Genomic DNA, 1,608 nt, shown 5'->3' on the forward strand with positions numbered 1-1,608 from the left:
AAAAGCCCAGTGACACGGTGAAGATCGCCACCGCGGCGAAAAACTTGCCAAGGACAACTTCCCAATCTGTTGCGGGCATGGTGAGGAGAAGCTCATCCGTTCCCTGACGCCGCTCATCGGCCCAGATGCCCATCGTGATGGCCGGAATGAAGACGAGCATCACGTACGGAAACCATTTGTTGAGTTGATCGAGATTGGCCAGATTGGCATCGAAAAACTCATTGGGCCAGAATGCGGCCATGGTGCTCAGAGCGACGAACACGCAGATGAAGAGGTAAGCGGTCGGACTGGCAAAATAGCTGACGAAATTCCGTTTAACAACGGCCAGCAGAACTTTCGTATTCATACGCTCGACACCTCAAAGTCCGGACAGCGTCTCTTTAATCTTGTCAAATTGTTCCGACGACTTTCGCTTTTTGATCAGGGCTCAGGGCCCCGTGTACACAATCTGCGTCTAAAAGTGTGTCGCATTCTGCAGAGATCGCCCGCCTGATTTCACGCCCCCTCAGAACCGTCAGGCCGCCACTTGTTCGCTCATTGACAGTTCCCTGAACCATTCGTCCAGTCGCTTCCCGGTACGGATGACGTCCTCAACCGGCCCATCGTAAACCAGACGCCCTTCGTTGATGAACAGGATCCTGGTGGCCATGGCTTCCACCTCTTGAAGAATGTGGGTGGAAAGGAGGATCGTTTTGCGCTCTGCCATCAGGCGACGGATTGTTTCGCGGACTTCATGGATCTGGTTGGGATCGAGTCCGGCGGTGGGCTCGTCGAGGATGAGGACATCCGGCTGATGCAGGAGCACCTGGGCCATTCCCACCCGCTGCCGATATCCGCGGGACAGCTTCCCAATCGGTTTGCCCAATACTTCTTCCAGGCCGCACAACTCCACCACATCTGCGATACGCTGCCGCCGCTGGGCAGGCGGGATACCCCGGGCTTCGGCAAAGAACTGCAGCAACCCGATGGGTGTCATATCCGCATAGAGTGGGCCGTTTTCCGGCAGATAACCGAGATGGCGGGCGCCCTCTAAGCGCTCCTCAGTCGTCATGTCGTAGCCGGCGATCCGAGCGGTTCCGGCACTCGGAGCCAGATAGCCGGTGAGCAGTTTCATGGTGGTGCTCTTCCCTGCTCCATTTGGTCCAAGGAAGGCCACCACTTCCCCCTCACGAATCTGGAATGTGACATTCTCGATGGCAGCAAAGTCTCCGTAATACTTACAGAGGCCGTCCGCCTCAATCATCAACCGACCATCTTTTTTCATGACCTTTCGGCTCCACGGCGACAATTGTCTTCTGCGAAACTACATTTCCCGTGTCCGATCAATCAATCCGATCAAACATCCGATGGGGAACGCGCGCGTTGTCCCCACATCCGCATCGCGGTGATCGTTTTACGGAAGCTACGGCCTTTCCGTGTGCGAGGTTCATCCCAGCCCCGGCCTGAAGATGGATTTTGACTCTGCGGGGATCTCGAGGGCGTTTTGGCTCCCGCGTTGGGAGGGGTTGCAATGGACCGAACAAACCTTCCAATTTGGCAGCGGTAAGAGCGTCATTATAATTCGCCCCGCTTTTCTCCTCTAGAACCTCAGCGGGAGGTTCGATTTTC

At 55.9% G+C, this 1,608-nt stretch carries 1 protein-coding gene and 1 pseudogene; both read right to left on the bottom strand.

From position 1 onward, the window contains the following. Positions 1 to 346 (bottom strand): annotated as a pseudogene (locus tag H5U08_RS18150) (ABC transporter permease); the annotation flags it as partial. Positions 347 to 514: 168 nt separating this feature from the next. Next, complete coding sequence (locus H5U08_RS18155; protein ID WP_297036366.1) at positions 515 to 1,264, bottom strand: ABC transporter ATP-binding protein; 750 nt, start codon at positions 1,262 to 1,264, stop codon at positions 515 to 517. Positions 1,265 to 1,608 lie beyond the last annotated feature (344 nt).

Origin of the sequence: Thermogutta sp. (assembly GCF_014359955.1) — a bacterium.
GTDB lineage: Bacteria > Planctomycetota > Planctomycetia > Pirellulales > Thermoguttaceae > Thermogutta.

Excerpts from the sequence above, each read along its gene's own strand:
- H5U08_RS18155 (WP_297036366.1), bottom strand. The coding sequence starts at position 1,264 with ATGAAAAAAGATGGTCGGTTGATGATTGAGGCGGACGGCCTCTGTAAG.